Here is a 20,098-nt window from a genome sequence, read left to right on the forward strand (position 1 = left end):
GGTGTCACCGGTGTGACCTCTTTATAGGGTTTGCTGTGGAGTGTAGTGACTGGGCCATCCGACGGATAGGATTGTTCGACCAGTTGCCCAGGTAGTTTCTTCTATATAGGTACGCTTTCCCTGCATAGATGCACATTGCCATCATTTGCTGGGGCGAACTATAGCGCCTTGTCGGACGCCAGAATATAGGCGCCAAAGCCTGGACGGGCACAATGCCCGCAAAGCCCTGGAAAGCAGGGGGAAGTCATTGATTTAAATAAATTTATCCTTGGGGGTTGACGACCTTTCAATCCATCCATAGAATGCGCGCCACTTACAGCGTAAAGCACACAGCGAAACGCGGTAGGGAGTGAATGTTGTACGTGTGTCCCCTTCGTCTAGTGGCCTAGGACACCGCCCTTTCACGGCGGTAACAGGGGTTCGAGTCCCCTAGGGGACGCCAATATGCGGGAATAGCTCAGTTGGTAGAGCACGACCTTGCCAAGGTCGGGGTCGCGAGTTCGAGTCTCGTTTCCCGCTCCAAATTTAAGCAGTGTTGCTTTCGGGCGACACTGAGTGAAACCAGGGCGTAATCTTCGGATTTAATCTCTGGGCACTGAAATACACACCATGTGTTTCAGTAGCGTGTCCCCTTCGTCTAGTGGCCTAGGACACCGCCCTTTCACGGCGGTAACAGGGGTTCGAGTCCCCTAGGGGACGCCATTTGCGGGAATAGCTCAGTTGGTAGAGCACGACCTTGCCAAGGTCGGGGTCGCGAGTTCGAGTCTCGTTTCCCGCTCCATATTTAACGAAAACGCCGATCAGTGATGATCGGCGTTTTTGTTCGTGTCGATTTTTTATCGGGCAAGACTCACCTGCCGCGTAGGCTTGGTGGTGAATCTCGTAGGAATGGTCTGTAATTAGCATCTGCCGGCTGTGTACCTGTCCCGCTGTCTCTACTCTGGCCAGATTATTCTCACTGTTCATCTCAGAGAACTGCCCAGATGCTGCAACTCGATTTCTATTCAACCTTGGTCGCCGCTTCCCTGGTGTTGTTGCTGGGGCGTTGGCTGGTGGCTCGCATCGGTTTTTTACGCACCTACAGTATTCCGGAACCCGTCGCCGGTGGTTTATTGGTTGCCGCGTTACTCCTGGCGTTGCGCGCACTGGCGGGCATTGAGGTTCGATTCGATGCGTCTTTGCAAACCCCATTAATGTTGGCGTTTTTTGCCACCATTGGCCTGAACGCGGATTTCGCCAGCTTGAAACGCGGCGGGCGTGTTCTGGGGATTTTCCTGCTGGTCGTGACGGCTTTATTGGTGGTGCAAAATGCCATGGGCATCGCTTTGGCCAAGGCGTTGGGGCTCGACCCATTGATGGGCTTGCTGGCCGGTTCTGTCACCCTGTCGGGTGGGCATGGCACAGGCGCTGCCTGGGGCGCGGTGTTCAGTCAGAAGTACGGCGTGGCCTCCGCCTCTGAACTGGCGATTGCTTCGGCGACCTTTGGTCTGGTGCTGGGCGGCTTGATTGGTGGGCCGGTGGCACGCTTGCTGATCAAGCGCGTGCAGGTGCCTGGCCTTGAACACGCGCAACCGCGCCCGGCCAAGGGCTTTGAACAGCCCAATCAGGAACGCATGATCACTTCGTTTTCGTTTATTGAGACGTTGGCGTTGCTGGCGATCAGCCTACAGATCGGCACGTTCCTGAGTGGTTTTATCCAAGGCACGGCCTTCGAGCTGCCGACCTTTGTGTGCGTGTTGTTCGTCGGTGTAGTGCTGCGCAACGGCTTGTCGGTACTCGGCTGGCATCAAGTGTTTGAGCGTGAGGTATCGTTGCTGGGCAATGTCAGCCTGTCGCTGTTCCTGGCGATTGCGCTGATGTCGCTCAAGCTCTGGGACCTGGCGGCGCTGGCGTTGCCGATTGTCATCCTGTTGGCCGCGCAGGCGTTGTTGATGGCGCTGTTCGCGATTTTCGTGACGTTCCGGGTCATGGGCAGCAACTACGACGCGGCAGTGCTGGCGGCAGGGCACTGCGGTTTTGGCTTGGGCGCCACGCCTACCGCGATTGCCAATATGCAGGCGGTAACACAACGCTTCGGCCCTTCGCAGATAGCCTTTCTGGTGGTGCCGATGGTGGGGGCGTTTTTTATCGATATCACCAATGCGGTGGTGATCAAGTTGTTCCTGGCGCTGCCGTTTCTGGGCGCGTCGGGCTGAGGCCCGGCGCATTCAATTCAGCGCGTGAGCATCCTGCTTCGGCATGAAGAAACGCGCAAACAGTTCGGACTGCGACTTGATGTTCAACTTGTTGTAAATGTTGCGCCGGTGCACCTTGACGGTTTCCGTCGACAGGAACAGCTTGCCGGCGATCTCTTTATTAGAGAAACCACTGAGCAACAATTTAAGTACGTCCTTTTCCCGCGTGGTGATCTGGGTGCCCAGCTGAATAATCGCTTCCGACCAGAGCGGTGGTTCAGTCAGGTTTTTTTCCACATCAAGCTCAAAGCACATGCGCTGGTGCATCAGCGCCATCACCCACGGCTTGATGATATCCAGTGTGGCGATCTGCTCCGGGCTGAAGCGCACGTTACTGCCAAATGATATGCACAGCGTTCTGTCCGCATCGAGCTGGACGTTGTATTGCACCTCGTCCACTGATACGTACTGGGCGAAATACTGGTGGTAATACTCAGTGGTCAGGAAGTGCTCCGGCGCGATGTCCGACAAATGGAAAAAGCCGCTCTGCGGGTTTTCACGGTTGGCGATGTAGAACGGATCCAGCAGGTACAGCCCTTTCACATAACGTTCGGTCAGGGCGTCCACTTCTTCCGCGTCGGCAACCTCGGTCACGCACACAACGTTGACCTGTTCATTGCTGAACACCAGCACCACCCAGTTATCGATCTGCACATACTCCCTTAACACGCGCACCAGCGAGCTCCAGAAGGCTGGGCGATTCAGCTCCATGATCAGCTTGCCTGCCGATCGATGCCAGGCCAGGTTATGCAGGTCGAGTGACATGTTCTACCCCTTTAGGGTTAGGGAATCGTAGGGCCGAGCTAAGTACTTGTAGGTATTTACTAATCGGCGACGCCGGGTATATTCACCAGCCTGTGAGTCATGGCCATGATGGCCTGTCGTTTTTGACAAGGAAAGTTATATGAGTCAATCACATTTGCGAGCCCTTTTTTTTGCCTCGCTGGTCTGCGTCGGTATCAGCGCGCCGGCAGCGGCCGCAGAGTCACGGGTCAATCTGTACAACTGGTTTGGGTTGATCGCGCCAGAGACCCCAAAGGAATTTGAGCAAAAAACCGGCACCAGGATGCACGTGGACGCCTTCGACAGCGCCGAACTCATGCAGAGCAAAGTCATGGCCGGGCGCACCGGGTATGACGTCGTCGTCGCCACCTCGAATGTCCTGCCAAGCCTGATCCAGGCAGGCGTGCTCGCACCGCTGGACCGCAGCCAGCTGAGCAACTATGCCCATATCGACCCCGAGATGCTGGCCCTGCTTTCGGCTAACGACCCAGGCAATCGCTACGCCATTCCCTACCTGTGGGGCACCACCGGCATCGGTTATGACGTGGATAAAGTCAAAGCCGCACTGGGTGACAACGCCCCGGTAAACAGTTGGGACCTGATCTTCAAAGAAGAAAACATCAGCAAGCTCAAGTCCTGTGGCGTGGCAATGCTCGACTCGCCGAGTGAAATCATTTCGATCGCGTTGAACTACCTCGGGCTGCCAAGTAACAGCCAGAACCCTGAGGACTACCAGAAGGCTCAGGCGCTGTTGTTGAAAATTCGCCCCTACGTCCTCTACTTCGATTCCTCCAGAACCGACGCCGACTTTGCCGATGGCAATATTTGTGTGGTCGTGGGCTGGGCGAATGGGGCGCTGGCGGCACAGGCCATCAACGAAAAAAACCACACCGGCCGCAAGATCGCCTACAGCCTGCCGCGCGAGGGCGGGTTGGTATGGTCGGAGAATTTTGTGCTGCTCAAAGACGCACCTCACGCAAAAGAAGGCTTGGCGTTTATCAACTACATGCTTGAGCCCGAGGTGATTGCCAAAAGCTCCAATCACACGCTTTACCCCAACGCCAACAAGGATGCCACGGTATTTGTAGAGCAGAAGCTGCGCGACAACCCTTGGGTTTATCCGTCCAAGGAAACCATCGCCACGCTGGTCCCGCTGGAACCGTTGCCGTTGAAGTTGGAGCGCATCCGCACGCGCGTGTGGACCAAAGTGAAGAGTGGTACGTGATCGGGTGAGTAAAGTCCCAGAGAGGGAGATAAAGCATGGGCCAACGTGATTACCAGTGCGACGTGAAATCGGACGACTACCAGGCGTACAAGGAAATCGAAGAGCAGATCGGTCACTGTACGCCGGAACAAGCCTGGGCCATGTATTACGTCTCGACCGGGATGGTGCGTGAACACGTGACGCGAGCGGTCATGGAGCACATCGGCAGGGGCAACCGGGCACTGCTGCTGGAATTTCCCGAACTTGCCCGGCAGGAAGAGAACTCTCGTTTAATGCTCCCTCTCTGAACGCTGTAACCCGCCAAAACGCCGATCACGCCTGATCGGCGTTTTTTTGTGCGCGTGTTTCAACGGAAGTTCATGGCCCGCGCCAGGCGCAGCGTGGCTTCACGGATCTCGTCTCGATCCAGCGAGGCGAAACCCAGGCGCAGTGCGTTTTCCGGCAGGTTCATCGGCGAAAACTGCCGTGCGCTGCGCACCACAACGCCGTGGCCCAGGGCATTTTCTACCAACTGATCGACGTCGATTTCATCCTCGAAACGCACCCACAGTGCCAGGCCACCTTCCGGTTCGCGCACCTGAATGCGTTCGCCGAATGCCGCGTACAGGCAGCCCTGCAGCACCTCCCGACGCGCCGCGTATTCTTTCGAAACCCGGCGCAGGTGTTTCTTCAACTCGCCCTGATTGATCAGGTCTGCGAGCATCTTCTGCGCCACCGCGTCGGTGTCGCCCACCACCAAAGCGGCGCTGCGCTGCAGCACCTCAATCACACTGGCGGGGGCGACCACGTAACTGCAGCGGAACGTCGACCCCAGCGCCTTGGATAACGAACCGATATAGATCACATGGCGTTGCGCGTGATCACTGGCCAGTGGCAGGTAGGGCCGCCCGTTGAAGTGATATTCGTGGTCGTAGTCTTCTTCAATGATGCACAAGTCATGCAAGGCCGCCAGGGCCAGCAAGTGTTGGCGCCGCGCCGCATGCAGGCTGACGGTGGTGGGGAATTGATGATGCGGTGTGAGGTAGATCATTCGCACGTCATGCGCCTGGCATAACTGCTCGATGTGGTCGGTGCGGCAGCCTTCATCGTCCATGTCCACGGTGATCAACCGCGCGCCCAGCTTGCGGAAAATCTCCCAGGCCGGCGGATAGCTCAGGCGCTCCACCAGCACCACGTCGCCGGGCTTGATCAGCAGGCTGGCGGTCAGGTACAGCGACACCTGGGTGCCGGGCGTCAGGCAGATATTTTCAGCGCTCACCCTCAGCCCGCGCGTGTTGCGCAGCATCTCTGCCAGCGCGCAACGCAACTCATGGCCGGTGCCTTCACTGCCGTAGCGCACGCTGTTGGAGGCAAAACTGCTGCGCAGGGCGTTGCGGTAGTAACGATGCAACACCGCCTGGGGCAGCAAGCGGTGATCGCAGGCACCGTTATCGAAAAACAGCGCGTCATGCCGGTGTTCGAGGGCAATAATCTGGGCGTTCTGGGTGAAATACGGAACCACGGCTTGCGCCAGGAGCGGCGGTGCAAACGACGGTTGCACACGGCTGGGCAGTGGCGTGGGGGCCAGTTGCGCATTGACGAACGTGCCGCGCCGCGGCTCGCTGACCAGCCAGCCTTTGGTCAAGGCTTCTTCGTAGGCCAGGATCACGGTCTTGCGGTTGACGTCGAGCAGCTTCGCCATCTCCCGCGTGCCGGGTAGCAGTGTTCCGGGCGGCAACCGCCCCTCAAGGATCGCCGCGACCAGGCCTTCGGCAATTTGCCGGTAGGACGCCTGGCGTGCACTCGCATCCAGCTTGAGCAACGGGCGCCATTTACGCATCTGGACCATCTGAAGTATCCAAAACTGGAGGTTCTAATGGGCCTAGTCTAGCGCAACAATCAAGCCTCACTCAGCCCTGAGGTTTTTATGCACACACGCCATGTAATCGAACTGTCTCCCTCGGGGAAAACCTTTGAAGCCGGTGACGAACTGTTGCTCGACGCCATGCTCGCCAGCGGCCTGTCGGTGCCGTTCTCGTGCCGACGCGGTGCCTGTGGCTCGTGCAAGGTGGTGGTCACGCAAGGGCAGTACCGGGCCAAGCAACTGGCGCCCGGCGCACCCGCGCCCTGTTACCCGCTGGCGGCCAATGAACTGCTGTTGTGCCAAAGCCACGCCTGCGCCGACATGCGCCTGGAGATTCCCGGCTGGTCGCTGGACACGCCTGCACTGGTCGTCGAGGCGACGGTGCTGAGCAAGCGCGCACTGAGCCCCGACATCATTGAGTTGGTGGTGATGCCGGATAGGCCGCTGGCCGTGCGGGCCGGCCAATACCTCAAGTTCCGCCTGGTCGACGGCGACTCACGCTGCTTCTCGATCGCCAACCTGCCGGCCGAGGGCGATGGCCGCCTGGTGTTTCAGATTCGCCGGGTGAGCGGCGGGCTGTTCTCCGAGACCCTGCTGGGCGACCTTGAGGCCGGCGATCTGCTGCAACTGGAAGGGCCGTTTGGTGCCTGCACCTGGCAGGACGATGACGCTGCGCCCGTGGTCCTGTTCGCCACGGGCACCGGCTACGCGGGGATCAAGCCGATCCTGCTGACCGCTTTGAAACGCGACGTCGAGGTGACGTTTTACTGGGGCGGCGCGCAGGCGACCGATTTTTACGACCGCGCATTTCTGGATCAGGCAGTCATCGACCATGCGCATTTTCGCTGGCATTCGGTATTGGCCACAGAAGGCCGTGTGCAGGAAGTAGCGCTGAACCATGGGCACGCCTGGGAAGCGGCGCAGGTGTATGCCTGCGGCAACGGCGCGATGATCAGCCAGGCGCGTGCGAATTGCCTGGAAGCGGGCCTGCCGAGCCATCGTTTTGTCGCCGAAGCCTTCGTGCCCAGCGGCCAGTCGAGTGTTGATACGTTGCTCGGTTCGCTGGATGACACCTGGGAAAAAGTCGGCCCCCGCTATTCGCTGGACGGCATGCTCGCCGCGCGGGACAAAACCGTGCGAGCGCTGGCCGCCATCGCCAGCCAGTTGAAGGTCGGCATGACCACCGGCGCCGCCCTGGAAATGGCCAGCCAGCAATTGCAGGCCATGGGCGCCTCGCACACTTGGCACCCGACTTACATCCGCTTTGGCGACGACACGGTGCGCCCGTCCCGGGAAGGGATTGACCCACTGCGCACATTGCGCCCGAGCGACATCGTGGTGGTGGACCTGGGGCCGGTGTGGGACGGCTACGAGGGTGACTACGGCGACACCTTCATCTTCGGCGAGGCACCGTTGCACCTCGAGTGCAGGAAGGTGTTGCATGAAGTCTTCGACGAGACACGCGAAGCCTGGCTGCGCGGCATGACCGGTTGTGAACTCTATGACTTCGCCGAAGCCCGTGCCATGGCCAAAGGCTGGCGGCTGTCACGTAATCTGGCCGGTCACCGCCTCGCGGATTTCCCCCATGCGTTGTTCGGGGACAAGGAGCTGGCTGACTTGGCGATCACCCCCAGCGAAATGGTGTGGGTGCTGGAGATCCAGATCTGTCATCCGACGTTGCCCATCGGCGGGTTCTTCGAAGACATCCTGATGCGATGAGCCCGCCATTGCGGCGGGCTCAGAGGGCGTCAGAGCTTCGGTAATTGCCCGACACGGCCGATCATTTCAGTGACGATCTGCAGGTCCAGCAGGAACTGGTCGACGGTCTTGAACTCACCGTCGGTGTGCCCGGTGTACTTCTCTTCCGGGCGCGCCAGGCCAAATTGCACGCCATTGGGCAGTTCATGCACGGACGTGGCGCCGGCCGAGGTGCCGAACTTGTGTTCCATGCCCAGGTTTTCAGTGGCCACGGCCAGCAGAGCTTTCACCCATTCGCCTTCCGGGTTGCGGTACATCGGCGCGGCCACCGAGTAAGTGAAGCTCACGTTGACCTTGGATTTCTTGTCCCAGGCGCTGAGCTTGTCGGCGATTTGCGCTTTGAGTGTGTCCGGCGACTTGCCTTTCGGCACGCGCAGGTTCACTGCCAGCTTGAAGGCTTTGGCATCCTGGCCGACAAAGGTCAGCGAGGTGGTCAGCGGCCCCATAAAGTCGTCGGCGAAGCCCACGCCCAGTTTGCCGCCCAGGTAATCCAGGCCCCAGTTATCGGCTGCATAACGCGCGGCGTCGGTGATGTGGTTGTGTTTGAGGGCGATCTTGCCGTCGACGCCGTGGATCAGCTCCAGCATGCGGGCCACCGGGTTGACACCGGATTGCGGCGCGGACGAGTGCGCGGACACGCCGGTGACGGTCAGCTTGACCTCTTTGCCGACGACCTTGGCATCGACAGCAAAGTCGCCGCCATTGGCCTTGACGTATTCTGCGCCGGCTTTCTGCAGGCTGGCAGCCAGTTCCGCGGGCTTGTCGCTGACCAGGGTGGCCACCGACACCGAAGGAATCTGGTTGGTCGCCGCGCCACCGGTCATCGAGATGATTTCTGCGCCTTTACCATCGCCCTTGCGCACCGGGAAGGTGGCCATGACGGTGCCGTAGCCTTTTTCGGCGATCACCACCGGGTAGCCGCCGTCCAGCGCCAGGTTGTATTGCGGCGTCGGGTTGTGTTCGAAGTAGTAAGGAATCGCGTCGCCGGAAGTTTCTTCGGTGGTGTCCACCAGCAGCTTGAAATTGCGCGCCAGCGGCAGCTTTTCTTCCTTGATCACCTTCATGGCGTACATCGCCACCACGATGCCGTTTTTGTCGTCCTCGGTGCCACGGCCGTACATGCGGTCGCCAATCAGCGTGACCTTGAACGGGTCGAGCTTGGTGCCGTCCTTGAGCACCCAGTTTTCCGGCGTCACCGGCACCACGTCGGCGTGGGCGTGGATGCCGACCACTTCATCGCCGCTGCCTTCCAGGGAAATCTCGTAGACGCGGTTGTCGACGTTGCGAAAGTTCAGGTTAAAGGCCTTCGCCAGGCTCTGGATCTTGTCGGCGATCTTGAGGAATTCCGGGTTCTTGTACTGCGGCAGGCCGTCGACATTGAAGGTCGGGATCTCGACCAGCTCGCGCAGGGTTTCGAGGGCGGCCTTGCCGTATTTAACGCGGGTGTAAATACCCAGCAGGCGATTGATTTCGTTCTGCTGGTCGGCGGTCAGGGTTTTGTTGGCGAGAAAGGCGTCGATGGCCGGGCCGACGTCAGCGGTTTTGCCCAGGTCGCCCTTGGCCACGGTGCCGAGGAAACCACGGAAATCGGTGACCGACGTGTCGCTGAAACGCTTGATAATCGCGGTGCTTTGTTCGGCGCTGATGTTGGCGAAGGCAGGCGCGGCGAGGGTCGAGAGGCCGGCGGCGAACAGGCTGGCAGCCACCAGTTTTTTGAGTGGAAAGTGCATTGCTAGAGGCATTCCTTTGCAAAATGGGAGTGGGAAATTTCTGATCGAAATGTCAGAAACAATTTCACACACTACCATCACCAAGGAGCGGTGGGGGAGACTTGGATGAAGGAAATGTCGGACCTGAATTTCCGAACAGTAGAGATTCAAATGTGGGAGATAAAAAATGTGGGAGCGGGCTTGCCCGCGATGACGGAGTATCAGTCACCTCCTACTTTGACTGGCACTCCGCTATCGCGGGCAAGCCCGCTCCCACAGGGGAATTGTTGTGGTGTTTGCAGCGGGTTATCACGGCTTACCGGGATGCGGCTCCGGGTACTTTGCCGCTACATCCAACGCCTTGGCATAGGGCCCATCCCACAACTGCTCATGCAGTTCCCCTACACGCTTGGCCATCGCCTCGCTGCGCATCACCACCTCCAGGTTGCGCGAGTTATCCAGGTAACCGCCCAGCCAGTTGCTGGTGCCGACCCACGCCACTTGCCCGTCGATTTCCATCGTCTTGCTGTGAATCACCCGCGCGTAAGGGATAAACCCTTGCTTGGCCTCGGGCAACGTGACGATCTTGACCTCTACGTTGGGCAGCACGGCCAGGCTCTTGAGGTAGGGCAGTTCGAGCGCGTCAGTGTTCCAGTTGGACACCATCAGCTTGACCGACACCCCACGCGCGGCGGCGGCGCGCACGGCGTTGTCGATCACCGCGTAGTACGGCCGGGTGCGGTCCGGACCGTAGGACAGCGGTGCATAGTCCAGCAGTTGCACGCGGACTTCTTTCTTGGCCTCACTCAGCAAACGTGGCAATTCCAACTGCGAATCGCCCACGCCCGGCGGGTTGTAGCGTTGCGGGCTGGCCACCAGGTAATTGCCGGTGCGTGCAGGCTCGGGGCCTGTCGCCGGCAATGGCACCGGTGTGTGTTCCGCCAGCGCCGCCTGGGCTTGCCAGTCTTGCTCGAAGATCGCCTGGACCTGGCCGACCACCGCCTTGTCCGTGATCCGCAGCCCGGTCTCGTGAATATGCTCCAGTGAGCGCCAATCGAAATTCTGGCTGCCGATAAACGCCTGTTGGCCGTCCACCAGCAGGTATTTGGCGTGGATGATGCCGCCGCTCAGCTGCCCGTACGAGAGCACGCGCAAAGTCAGGTTGGGAATGGCGCGCAGGCGCTCCAAGGTGGAGGCTTCCGACAACTTGATGCCTTTTTCTTCCAGCAGAAAGCGAATCTTCACACCGCGTTTACCGGCCGCTTCCAGGTGTTCGATCACCCTGTCCATCACCGAGCCGGGATGGTCGGCCGCGTAGAACTGGCCGATATCGATGCGGCTTTTTGCACCGTCAAACAGCTCGATCCACACCGGCCCCGGCTGGCGCAAATCGGCCGTGCCCAAGGTGGTGTCCACCGGCACGGTGTGCACCAGTTCAAAGCCTGGAATTGAAAAGTCCGCCTGGGCCAGCGGACTGAGGAACAAGCCTGCAAGGCCTGCGATACGCAATTTCATCGAGAGGGACATAAACGTCTCACCGGGCAAAAAGTAGGGCGGGCGCATCACGCGCCCGCCCGCAGGTCATGCAGTGCGGCTGTGCAGCGGGGTCGGCACCAGGTGCGGCACTTCACCTTGAACCCGTGCGCCGGTGGCGGCACGAATCAGCAGGATCTTCAGTTGATCGTTGATGCGCTCCAGGCTGTCCTGGAAGAAGTTGTGGAACACCACGCAGAACAGCGCGATGGCGATCCCCAGGCCGGTCGCAAACAAGGCCGTCCCGATACCACCGGAAATCTGCCCTGGGTCGGACACGCCGGCACTGGCCAGGGCCTTGAAGGTGTCGATGATGCCGAGGATGGTGCCGAGCAAACCCAGGAGCGGCGCGGCGGTGGTGATGGTTTCGATGATCCACAGGCTGCGCGACAGTGGCGCGCGAGTCTTCAGGTACTGGGTTTCGATTTCATCGTCCAGGTCCTTGCGCGAACCGTGGGAAGCCTTTTGCGCCAGGATCGGCAGCACCATGTTCAGCGGCAGGCTGTCACGGCGGGTCAGGCTCTCGGGCAAATCGCGCTCGCTGTGCACGTTGGCGCCCAGCACCTCGGTCAACGCGCGGGCCTGGCGGCGCACGTAGGCGAAGTAAATGCCACGCTCGATGGTGATGAAAATCGCAATCGCCATGGCGGCGTACATGACATAAAAGGTGATGTCGTGAAGCAGGTTCATATCCATGATCTATAGCCTCGCAGTTAGAAATTCGCTTCCAGGGAAACCGTGACGGTACGGTCCAGGCCAACGATGTACGCCGGGTCGCCATCGCGGAAACCGCTGTAGCTCGCCGAGTTGGTCTTGGTGGTGTACACGCCGTCCAGGTACTTCTTGTCGAACAGGTTGTCGACGTTCAGGCGCAGGGTCGCGTCCTTGACGACTTTTTTGTCCACGGGCAGGTAGATACCGGCGCCGAGGTTGAAAACGGTGCGCGCAGAAATGGCTTCATCGTTAGTCAGGTCGCCGTAGAGCTTGCTGGTGAACTTGCCGCCGAAGGTGCCGTAGAAACGCCCGTCGTCATAACCGATGTTGGCCGCCAGCATGTTGGTGGGCACGTTGGCGAACTGCTTGCCGCTGGTGGGCAATACGATGGGCTTGCCCGCGCTGAAGACGGTCAAGTCGTCCTGTTGCTTGGAGCTGGTGTAGGTGTAGGAGGTGTAGTAGTTGAAGTGGTGGGGCAGTTGGCCGCTCCACTCCAGTTCCAAACCTTTGTTGATGACAGTGCCGGCGTTGATGTCGGCCGAATCACCGTTGCTGTCCAGCGAGGTGAGCTGGCGATTCTTGAACTGCATGTAGAACAGGGTGGCGGCGAGGGTGGTGTCTTCGCCGGTGTAGCGCCAGCCCAGTTCCTGGTTCCAGCTGAGTTCGGGCTTGGAGTCGAGGGAGCCGACGCCTTTGTCGTACAGCACGTAGTTCTGTGGAATACGCATGTTGCGCGAGAGGCTGTAGAACAGCTGGTCACGCTCGTCGATCTGGTATTTCAGGCCGGCGTTGGGCAGCAACTTGTTGTAGGTCTGGTTGGCTTTGCCCGGTTGCTCGGTGAGGCTGCCGTGGTTGGTGCCTTCACGCTCGACATTCATGTAGGCAAGGCCGGCGATCAGCGTCCAGTCCGAGTTGATGTACCACGTGTCCTGGGCCCAGACTTTTTGCGCCGGGGTCACGGTGTAGCGGTCGCGACCTTGTACGGTGTTGCCGTTGGCGTCGACCACGGAGCTGCCGTCCGGCCAGGTGTCGCTTGGCTTGCCGCTGTTCTTGAGGGCAATGAACGGCTGGGTCTGGCTTTGGCGGGCGCGTTCGTACCAGTAGCCGAATTGCAGGCTGTGGTCGCCCAGGTCCCAGTTCAGCTTGGTGGTGATGCCCGGGCGCCAGGTCTGGGTGCGCGAAGGGCGGTAGTAAACGCCGGTGGTGGCGGAACCGTCGGCGTTGTATTGGGCTTGCGTCGGCAGGTTGCCGAGGTCGAACACGCCGCCCTTGTTCGAGCCGCTGTTCAGCGCATAGGCCGAGGAGCCCACGCCGCTGCCGTTGCCGTAGTAGTAATACGGGATCACCGAGAGGGACAGGTTGTCGCTCAGCTTGTACTGGGTGTTGAGCACGGCGGTGAAGGTCTGGAACGGGTTCTGCGCCAGGTCGTAGTAGCTGCTGACCTTGCCGTTGGCGCCCAGCGCCGGTTTCGCCGGGTACGGGTCGTATTTGCGCCCGTACTGCTGGAACTGGGCCTTGGTCAGTTGGCTGTAACTGTTGTTGTCCTGCTCGTGGTACTTGAGGATCAGGTTGGCGGTGTTGCCGTTGCCGGCATCGAAGAAGCTGTTCCACTCCACCTTGTCCGCCCGCACGGCACCCGAGCCACGCCACATCTGGCCTTCGGTGTGGGACGCCGACAGCCAGTTGCTCAGGCCGTTGATTTCACCGGTGTTGAGGCGGGCAAAGGTCTTGCGGGTGGCATTGCTGCCGACCACTTGTTTGACGAACGCACCGGTTTCCTTGGTCGGGCGAATCGTCACGATGCCGATGTTGCCGCCGCTGGAACCGATGTGCGGGCCGTCGGCTTCAGAGGAACCCTGGGTGACGAAGATCTGGTCGATGTTTTCCGGGTCGCCCAGCAGGTTCGAATACAGCGCGTAGTTGCCGGAGTCGTTGATCGGCATGCCGTCGACCGACATACCGACCTGGTCGGAGTTCATCCCGCGCATGGTGAAGCGAAAGCCCGACAGACCGGTGTTGTCCTCACTGGAAATGTTCAAGCCCGGCGTGTACTTGAGCTTGTCGATGGCGTTGCCGGTGGCGGTCTGTTTGTCCAACGCTTCCTTGGTGATGGTCGAGCGGCCCTTGGCGCTCTCTTCCTGGACCATGTAACCGCCCCCCGCGGTTGCCTTGCCCTGTACACCGATCGTGCCGACGTCACTGTCGCTGTTATCTGCCATGACCACTCCATGGGTCATGCTCGTCGCGGCAACGAGTGCCAGATGAATACGGGTGAACCTCATCACTGTCGTCCTGGTGTCGGGTGCTTATTGCACGCTGTAGTTGAAGGTGGCGGTGAAGCGTTGCTCGTTACGTCCACCGAAGGCTTGTTCGGGGAACGGCTTGACCTGCTTGATGCGGCGCAGGCTATTGGTAGCGGCCCGATTGAGCAGCATGCTCGGCGCCGGGGTCTGGATCCCGGAATCGAGGACGCGGCCTTGTCGGTCCACCATCAACCAGACCACCACCTCGCCACTCGGACGTTCGAGGGACGCCTGGCGCCCGGTGGGGTATTGCTTGTAGGTGTCCAGCTCGTTGCGCAGGCCTTTGAGGTAACCGCCTTCCAGCGCCTGGCCGTCGACCTTGGGCGGCGCCGGTGGGGCGGGCGGCGCAGGTGGCGCAACGACGGCGGCCTGGACCGGTTTGGCGGCCACCGCAGGGGCTGGCGTGGGCGTCGGTGTCGGCTTGGCGGCCACGACGGGCTTGGGTTTGGGCACCGGCTTGGGCTTGGGTTCGGGTTTTGGCAGTGGCTTTGGTGGCGGCGGCGGCGGTGGTGGGGCCGGTTCGGCCTCTTCGTCCTCGATTACCGGTGGCGGCGGTTCCTGCTCCACCACCGGCTCAGGAATCACTTCAGGCTCAGGCTCGACCAGTGCCAGCTCGACCGCCGATTCGTCGTACACCGGCTCGACCTTCAATGTCTGTGACTGGATGCCCATTGCAATCAGCACCAGGGCGATCAGGGCCGGGACACTGCCCAGCAGCTGACGCGCACGAAACAAGGCATACATGATCAGGACTTACGCGTAGCGATGGACACGGAGGTAAAGCCACCCAGGCGCAGGGTGTCCATGACCTCCACCAGGCGCGAAACTTCCACGCCTTTGTCACTGTTGACGATGATGGTGGACTTGGTATCGGGCTTTTCGGCGGCCTTCAGCGCCGGCACCAACGCGTCGACCGTGAGGTCCTTGCCATCGAGCTGCAGCTGACCTTCAAGGCCCAGCGTCAGGATGAATTTATTCTGCGGTTTGAGCTGCTGCGAACTGCTGGCGCTGGGCAATTGGGTCTTCATGCCGAGTGCCGGAATCACGTTCAGACTCACCAGTACGAAAAACACCAGGAGGAACATCATCACGTCGATCATCGGAATCAACTCGATGTGCGCCTTGCGTTTCTTGGGTTCATCCCAGGTTCTCATTCTGTTACCCCGTTATTGAATTAGGGGCGACACGCTAACAACCAAAAATGACCGAATGGTTAACTTTAATTTACGTTTTAAAGGCTCTAGGATGCGTCTTACAGTGAATTCGCCTTGCAGTTTTATGACGTAATGCAATTGACATGAAGGCCCTACATTCTTGAAGAATTTATCTCGAGAGCCTGCTCGTATGCCCACTGCATTGCCGCATTTATCCACCTCGCGACTCCTATTGCGCGCGCTGCAAATGGACCAGGCCGAGGCGCTTTATTCGCTCGCCAACGGGCCGAAAATTGCTGACAACACGGCCAATATTCCGTCGCCCTATACCTTGCAGACCGCCCAGGACTTTATTGCCGGGATCGCCGAAAAATACGCTGCCGGTGAGGTGCTGAACCTGGGGATGCATGTACGAGCAACCGGCGAGCTGATCGGCATGGTCAGCCTGCGTCTGAATGCTCGTCATCACGCCGGGCATTTGGGCGGCTGGGTGGCGGCGCACGCTCGCAACCAGGGGTATGCGGCGGAGGCGGCGAGCGCGGTGATGGACTTTGGGTTTGCCACGCTTGGGCTGCAGCGCGTCGGCAGCCAGTGTTTTGGTCGCAACAAGGAGTCGGCGCGGGTCATGCAGAAAATTGGCCTGCATTATGAAGGCTGCCTGCGCGAAGCGTTTCTCAAGAACGGCGTGTATGAGGATTTGCTCACATTCGCCAGCGTGCGCGGCGACTGGGAGCGTGCGTTGTGAGTGGCGCCGTGGACCCTGATCGGCGCCGCGTACTCGCCGGGCTGGCGGTTGCCACCGCGTTTTCGATCCTCAGCCCGTTTGCGCGCAGCGCCGGTGTGGATTACCCGTTCACCCTCGGCGTGGCCTCCGGCGACCCGTTGCCGGATGGCTTTGTGCTTTGGACGCGCCTGGCGCCGCTGTTCAATGCCGCGGACGGGCGCGGCGGGTTGAGCCGCGCCGTGCCGGTGCGTTGGCGCGTGGCCAGTGATGCGGCGATGACGCGTATCGTCCAGCAGGGCGAGGTCATGGCGACTGAGCGGTTTGCCCATTCGGTGCATGTCGAGGTTGCGGGGTTGCAGGCGGGCAGACCGTATTGGTATCAGTTCGACGGCCTCGGCGCACAAAGCCCGGTGGGCCAGGCACGTACCGCGCCGCCGCTGCACGCCATGGCTGCGGCCAGCGTGGGGTTTGTCTCCTGCTCGCATTGGGAACGCGGTTATTTCAGCGCGTATCGCCACCTGGCGGCGGAGCAACCCGACCTGGTGTTTTTCCTCGGCGACTACATCTACGACAGCTCCTACGCGCCTGACTCGGGCAAGATCATCCGCCCCCATGGCAGCGGCAACGCAGTGAGCCTGAGTGACTATCGCAACCGCTACGCGCTGTATAAAACCGACCCGGACCTGCAAGCCTTGCACGCGGCAGCACCCAGCGTGGCCACCTGGGATGACCATGAAGTGCAGAATGACTACGCCAACCGCTGGTCCCAGGACCCGAAGATTCCGGTTGAACAGTTTTTAAGGCAACGGGCGGCGGCGTACCAGGCGTTTTACGAACATATGCCACTGCGCGCCAGCAGTGTGCCGAAAGGCCCGGACATGCGCATTTACCGGCGCCTGGATTATGGCCGGCTGGCGCGTTTTCATGTGCTGGATGGCCGCCAGTATCGCTCCGAACAACCGTGTATCCAGGCCAACGGCAGTCACCAGGGGCATATTGCGGCCAACACCTGCAAGGACTTGCGCGACCCTGGCCGCACGATGCTTGGCTGGCAACAGGAAGCCTGGCTCGACCAGGGTTTTGCCCAGTCGCAGGCGCAGTGGAATGTGATCGCTCAGGACTTGCTGGTGGCGCCGCTGATCCAGCGCGACCTGACCAACCACAAGGTCGGGCATTGGACCGATGGCTGGGACGGCTACATGGCCAATCGTGGTCGAATGCTGGCGTCCATCGAGCGCCGCAAGCTCAACAATCCGGTGTTCTGGGGCGGCGATATCCATTCGTTCTGGACCACCGACCTGCACGCCGATGGCAATAACCCGGACTCGCCCATCGTCGCCACCGAATTTGTCGGCAGCTCGGTGACCTCCGATGGTCCGCCGTTTGAGGCGTTCAGCCAGATCTTGCCGCTCAACCCGCATGTGAAGTTCTTCGAGAGTCGTCAGCGGGGGTATGTGTCGGTGCAGCTGGAGGCGTCGAAGATGCTGACGAACTTTCGGGTGATTACGGATCCACGTGACCCGGCGGCGACAGTGTCGACGCTCAAGTCGTTTGTGGTGGAGTCGGGGAGGGCGGGGGCGATTGCGGTTTGATGCACTGCTGGGGAGTGTGCAGGTTTGATCGGGCAGGCGGGCTAGCCGCAGCGAAGATCCCTTGTGGGAGCGGGCTTGCCCGCGAAAGCGGTGGGTCAGTCAACTTTAATGTTTGCTGGGCCGCCGCCTTCGCGGGCAAGCCCGCTCCCACAGGGGGCTTGCAACTACCAGCGAGCCCGCTGTGCTGTCAGTCAAGGCTGTAACGCACCGAGAGTGCGCCCTTTTTCTCCGACAGGGCCAGAATCGTCACGTGGCCCAGTTCGCTCAAGGCTTGCACATGGGTGCCGCCACACGCGTAGGCGGGCAATTCGCCGAAGCCGACTTTGCGTGTGCCATCTTCCAGGGTCATGTGGCGCGCATGGTCCTCGGCGATCCATTGGTTGATCCGCGTTTGAATCGCCTCGGCATCGATGGCTTGCGCCGCGTGCCCACGGGTAAAGGTGATTTTGCATTCGCCCGGCCAGTGGTGGGCCTTGATCGGCATCCAGCCCAGGCTTTCCCCGGCATTGCCAATCAGATGCCCGGCCGAATGCAGGCGCGTGTACAAGGCGCGGCGTTGTTCATCGACCCGCGCAATGACCGGGCCGGGCTCCACGGGCCGGTCGACATAGTGCACCACGCGGTCGGCTTCCTGAGTGACGCGCAGCACCTGGCTGTCGCCCAGCCAGCCGGTGTCGAAGGGTTGCCCGCCGCCCTGCGGATGAAAAATCGTCGACTGCAGCGTGACGGCAAACTGCTCCTCGTGCGGTGTACAGCTCAGCACTTCAAGCTCGGCGGTCAGGTGGTCGTGGGTAAAAAACAGGTGTTCGGTCATCATCTACATCCGCATCAGGGTTCTACGGGCAGTATAAATAGTGCGCGAATGAGTGATAATCCGCTCAACTATCAATGGACCTGTGCGTCATGAGCATCAATCTTCCTTTGCCGCTGCTGGGCGAGATGGCGATATTCGTCAAAGTGGTGGAAACCGGCAGTTTCTCTGCAGCGGCGCGACAACTGAGCGTTTCGCCTTCGGCGGTGAGCCGCAGCATCTCGCGCCTCGAAAAGGCCCTGGCCACGCGCTTGCTGCAACGCACCACGCGAAAATTGCGCCTTAGCGAAGGCGGTGAAGAGGTGTTCAAGCGCTGCCAGGAGATGGTCAATGCGGCGCGTTCGGTGATGGAGATCAGTGGCCAGTTCACTCACGAAGCCGAAGGCCTGGTGCGGGTCAGCGTGCCCAAGGCCGTAGGGCGATTTGTGGTGCACCCGCATATGCCGGAATTTCTGCAGCGTTACCCCAAGGTGGATGTGCAGTTGATCCTTGAGGACCGGCATGTGGACCTGATCGATGACAATGTCGACCTGAGTATTCGCATCACCGACAGCCCGCCACCGGGGCTGGTGGGGCGACAATTGCTGCCCATTGAACACTTGCTCTGTGCGACGCCGCAGTACCTGGCCGAGCATGGCACGCCTGGCCATCCACATGATTTGCTGGCGCACAGCTGCATCTATCTCGGTGAAACCCCAGGCGATTCGCGCTGGAAATTCCGTCAGGCCGGCAAAGCCGTAACGGTCGGCGTGCGCGGGCGCTATGCGGCGAACCACACCGGCGTGCGCTTGGATGCGGTGTTGCAGCATGTGGGCATTGGCAGCTTGCCGTATTTCACGGCGCGGCATGCATTGGAGACGGGGAGTGTGGTGCAGGTGTTGCCCGAGTGGGACTTTATTGCGTCGTACCACGGCGAGGCGTGGTTGCTGCATTCACCAACGCGGTATCTGCCGCCGAAGTTGCGAGTGTTTATTGATTATTTGGTGGAGTGTATGGCGCGCGAGCCAACCCTGCGCCGTCGGTAGCTGTGGGGGCTGGTTTGTGTGGGAGCAGGCTTGTGTGGGAGCTGGCTTGCCTGCGATGGCATCGCCTCGGTTCGACCCACAGACCGAGTCGCCAGCATCGCAGGCAAGCCAGCTCCCACAGAGAAAAACAGGGTGTCAGCCGGGATCAGTGCTTGCTCTGATCCTGCGGCATGGCCAGCAGCTGTTTTTCCTGGTTCCAGTCGAACGGTTCGTCGTTCTGTTCGGCTTCGAAGCGACGCTCTTCCAGGGCCTGGTACAGGTCCAGTTCTTCATCCGGCATGAAGTGCAGGCAGTCACCGCCGAAGAACCACAGCAGGTCGCGCGGCACCAGATGGGCGATTTGCGGGTAGCGCAGGATGACCTGGCTCATCAAGTCCTGGCCCAGGTACTGGCTTTCGATCGGGTCGATTGGCAGCAGGGCGCGCAATTCGTCGAAACGCTCCAGGAACAGGGTGTGGCTTTCCTCGGGTACCTGTTCGGCTTCGCCGACGGCAACCAGGATGCTGCGCAAGTGGTCGAGCAAGACGAGATGATCGGCAACGACGTTGGACACGAGATAAGTCCTCAAAGCAAAAACGGGCGCGAGAGTATATAGCTCACGCTAAAATGGAGCAAGCGCCTTTAAACACGGGGCCTACTGGCTTCGCAGCTAAAATTGCGTAGAATCTTGCGTAGAAATGGCCCGCAGGA

General features: G+C 60.3%; 17 protein-coding genes and 4 tRNA genes. 11 read left to right on the forward strand and 10 right to left on the reverse strand.

Annotated elements, in window-relative coordinates; genetic code table 11:
• Nucleotides 1-366: 366 nt before the first annotated feature.
• The 5 genes from L8I05_RS12430 to gltS all read left to right on the forward strand — a co-directional run bounded on the left by L8I05_RS12430 (nucleotide 367) and on the right by gltS (nucleotide 2,195).
• Nucleotides 367-442, forward strand: a tRNA-Glu gene (locus L8I05_RS12430).
• Between the two features lie 4 nt (nucleotides 443-446).
• Nucleotides 447-522, forward strand: a tRNA-Gly gene (locus L8I05_RS12435).
• 104 nt (nucleotides 523-626) lie between these two features.
• Nucleotides 627-702: transfer RNA gene (locus L8I05_RS12440), tRNA-Glu, on the forward strand.
• Nucleotides 703-705: 3 nt separating this feature from the next.
• Nucleotides 706-781, forward strand: a tRNA-Gly gene (locus tag L8I05_RS12445).
• A 202-nt stretch (nucleotides 782-983) separates the two neighbouring features.
• Nucleotides 984-2,195, forward strand: a complete 1,212-nt coding sequence (gene gltS, locus L8I05_RS12450; protein ID WP_242169218.1) for a sodium/glutamate symporter — start codon at nucleotides 984-986, stop codon at nucleotides 2,193-2,195.
• 12 nt (nucleotides 2,196-2,207) lie between these two features.
• Here gltS and L8I05_RS12455 read toward each other — a convergent pair whose 3' ends face one another.
• Nucleotides 2,208-2,999 carry a LuxR C-terminal-related transcriptional regulator gene (locus L8I05_RS12455; protein WP_159955134.1) on the reverse strand — a complete coding sequence of 264 codons (792 nt, stop codon included), beginning with the start codon at nucleotides 2,997-2,999 and terminating at the stop codon, nucleotides 2,208-2,210.
• A 139-nt stretch (nucleotides 3,000-3,138) separates the two neighbouring features.
• Between L8I05_RS12455 and L8I05_RS12460 the strand changes: the two genes are divergently transcribed.
• Both L8I05_RS12460 and L8I05_RS12465 read left to right on the forward strand, forming a co-directional pair.
• The gene (locus L8I05_RS12460; RefSeq protein WP_242169220.1) at nucleotides 3,139-4,242 is read left to right on the forward strand and encodes a polyamine ABC transporter substrate-binding protein; all 1,104 of its coding nucleotides are present in this window, start codon (nucleotides 3,139-3,141) and stop codon (nucleotides 4,240-4,242) included.
• 35 nt (nucleotides 4,243-4,277) lie between these two features.
• The gene (locus L8I05_RS12465; protein WP_177018359.1) at nucleotides 4,278-4,529 is read left to right on the forward strand and encodes a hypothetical protein; all 252 of its coding nucleotides are present in this window, start codon (nucleotides 4,278-4,280) and stop codon (nucleotides 4,527-4,529) included.
• Between the two features lie 59 nt (nucleotides 4,530-4,588).
• Here L8I05_RS12465 and L8I05_RS12470 read toward each other — a convergent pair whose 3' ends face one another.
• Complete coding sequence (locus L8I05_RS12470; RefSeq protein WP_242169222.1) at nucleotides 4,589-6,070, reverse strand: PLP-dependent aminotransferase family protein; 1,482 nt, start codon at nucleotides 6,068-6,070, stop codon at nucleotides 4,589-4,591.
• 78 nt (nucleotides 6,071-6,148) lie between these two features.
• Here L8I05_RS12470 and L8I05_RS12475 point away from each other — a divergent pair, with 78 nt between their 5' ends.
• Nucleotides 6,149-7,804, forward strand: a complete 1,656-nt coding sequence (locus L8I05_RS12475) for a M24 family metallopeptidase (RefSeq protein ID WP_242169224.1) — start codon at nucleotides 6,149-6,151, stop codon at nucleotides 7,802-7,804.
• A 29-nt stretch (nucleotides 7,805-7,833) separates the two neighbouring features.
• Here the strand turns inward: L8I05_RS12475 and L8I05_RS12480 are convergent, their stop codons facing one another.
• The 6 genes from L8I05_RS12480 to L8I05_RS12505 all read right to left on the reverse strand — a co-directional run bounded on the left by L8I05_RS12480 (nucleotide 7,834) and on the right by L8I05_RS12505 (nucleotide 15,256).
• Nucleotides 7,834-9,573, reverse strand: a complete 1,740-nt coding sequence (locus L8I05_RS12480; RefSeq protein ID WP_242169225.1) for a dipeptidase — start codon at nucleotides 9,571-9,573, stop codon at nucleotides 7,834-7,836.
• 288 nt (nucleotides 9,574-9,861) lie between these two features.
• Nucleotides 9,862-11,079, reverse strand: coding sequence for a phospholipase D-like domain-containing protein (locus L8I05_RS12485; protein ID WP_242169369.1), 1,218 nt, complete (start codon nucleotides 11,077-11,079; stop codon nucleotides 9,862-9,864).
• Between the two features lie 54 nt (nucleotides 11,080-11,133).
• Nucleotides 11,134-11,781 carry a MotA/TolQ/ExbB proton channel family protein gene (locus tag L8I05_RS12490; protein ID WP_159955140.1) on the reverse strand — a complete coding sequence of 216 codons (648 nt, stop codon included), beginning with the start codon at nucleotides 11,779-11,781 and terminating at the stop codon, nucleotides 11,134-11,136.
• 17 nt (nucleotides 11,782-11,798) lie between these two features.
• A complete protein-coding gene (locus L8I05_RS12495) occupies nucleotides 11,799-14,081 on the reverse strand; it encodes a TonB-dependent receptor (RefSeq protein ID WP_242169228.1) in 2,283 nt (760 codons plus the stop codon).
• A gap of 24 nt (nucleotides 14,082-14,105) precedes the next feature.
• The gene (locus L8I05_RS12500) at nucleotides 14,106-14,846 is read right to left on the reverse strand and encodes an energy transducer TonB (protein WP_242169230.1); all 741 of its coding nucleotides are present in this window, start codon (nucleotides 14,844-14,846) and stop codon (nucleotides 14,106-14,108) included.
• Nucleotides 14,847-14,848: 2 nt separating this feature from the next.
• Nucleotides 14,849-15,256 carry a biopolymer transporter ExbD gene (locus L8I05_RS12505; protein ID WP_005786670.1) on the reverse strand — a complete coding sequence of 136 codons (408 nt, stop codon included), beginning with the start codon at nucleotides 15,254-15,256 and terminating at the stop codon, nucleotides 14,849-14,851.
• Between the two features lie 190 nt (nucleotides 15,257-15,446).
• Between L8I05_RS12505 and L8I05_RS12510 the strand changes: the two genes are divergently transcribed.
• Both L8I05_RS12510 and L8I05_RS12515 read left to right on the forward strand, forming a co-directional pair.
• The gene (locus L8I05_RS12510) at nucleotides 15,447-16,001 is read left to right on the forward strand and encodes a GNAT family protein (RefSeq protein WP_242169232.1); all 555 of its coding nucleotides are present in this window, start codon (nucleotides 15,447-15,449) and stop codon (nucleotides 15,999-16,001) included.
• On the forward strand, nucleotides 15,998-17,572 hold the full coding sequence (locus tag L8I05_RS12515; protein WP_242169234.1) for an alkaline phosphatase D family protein: 1,575 nt from the start codon (nucleotides 15,998-16,000) through the stop codon (nucleotides 17,570-17,572). The genes L8I05_RS12510 and L8I05_RS12515 overlap by 4 nt, the downstream gene beginning before the upstream one ends.
• A gap of 187 nt (nucleotides 17,573-17,759) precedes the next feature.
• On the opposite strand, the gene L8I05_RS12520 is transcribed toward L8I05_RS12515, so the two are convergent.
• Nucleotides 17,760-18,386 carry an alanyl-tRNA editing protein gene (locus L8I05_RS12520; protein WP_242169235.1) on the reverse strand — a complete coding sequence of 209 codons (627 nt, stop codon included), beginning with the start codon at nucleotides 18,384-18,386 and terminating at the stop codon, nucleotides 17,760-17,762.
• Nucleotides 18,387-18,475: 89 nt separating this feature from the next.
• Here L8I05_RS12520 and L8I05_RS12525 point away from each other — a divergent pair, with 89 nt between their 5' ends.
• Entirely contained in the window at nucleotides 18,476-19,408 is a 933-nt protein-coding gene (locus L8I05_RS12525; protein ID WP_242169238.1) for a LysR family transcriptional regulator, read from the forward strand.
• Nucleotides 19,409-19,553: 145 nt separating this feature from the next.
• Here L8I05_RS12525 and L8I05_RS12530 read toward each other — a convergent pair whose 3' ends face one another.
• On the reverse strand, nucleotides 19,554-19,961 hold the full coding sequence (locus L8I05_RS12530) for a PA2817 family protein (RefSeq protein WP_010567536.1): 408 nt from the start codon (nucleotides 19,959-19,961) through the stop codon (nucleotides 19,554-19,556).
• Between the last annotated feature and the right edge of the window lie 137 nt (nucleotides 19,962-20,098).

It is taken from the genome of Pseudomonas sp. MONT-RG-20F-20-E-7-02 (assembly GCF_022662395.1).
Lineage (GTDB): Bacteria > Pseudomonadota > Gammaproteobacteria > Pseudomonadales > Pseudomonadaceae > Aquipseudomonas.